The following is a 281-nucleotide window of genomic DNA, read 5'->3' as shown; positions in this document are numbered from 1 at the left end:
CCGTTATCGTTCTGCACATAGATGCCCGCCGGACGGTCCAGCCAGCGGTTAGCCTCATCCCCGCGCACGGTCGATGCACTGGTGATATCCCGGCCTTTCAAGGCTACCCGGTCATCCCCCTGAATCCGGCCGCCCCGGTTGGCGAGCGTTTGTTGGGCCGTTAAATCCACTTTGCCGCCGCGAATAAAGCCGCTGTTGGTCAGGTTGTTGGCCGTCAGTTGGGTGACGTCACGCCCGCTGATGGTGCCGCTGTTGGTGATATCGCCCTGACTGTTGAGCGC

The 281-nt window shown here is 61.9% G+C and carries 1 protein-coding gene; it reads right to left on the bottom strand.

Annotated features, from left to right (window positions below; genetic code table 11):
* Positions 1 to 281 (bottom strand): hypothetical protein (locus EAE91_RS23895; protein WP_214090588.1); only part of this gene is annotated, 281 nt, incomplete at both ends.

Source organism: Photorhabdus noenieputensis, assembly GCF_018448935.1.
Lineage (GTDB): Bacteria > Pseudomonadota > Gammaproteobacteria > Enterobacterales > Enterobacteriaceae > Photorhabdus > Photorhabdus noenieputensis.
The sequence above is the reverse complement of the archived record's forward strand: the minus strand, read 5'-3'. Positions and strand labels throughout refer to the sequence as shown.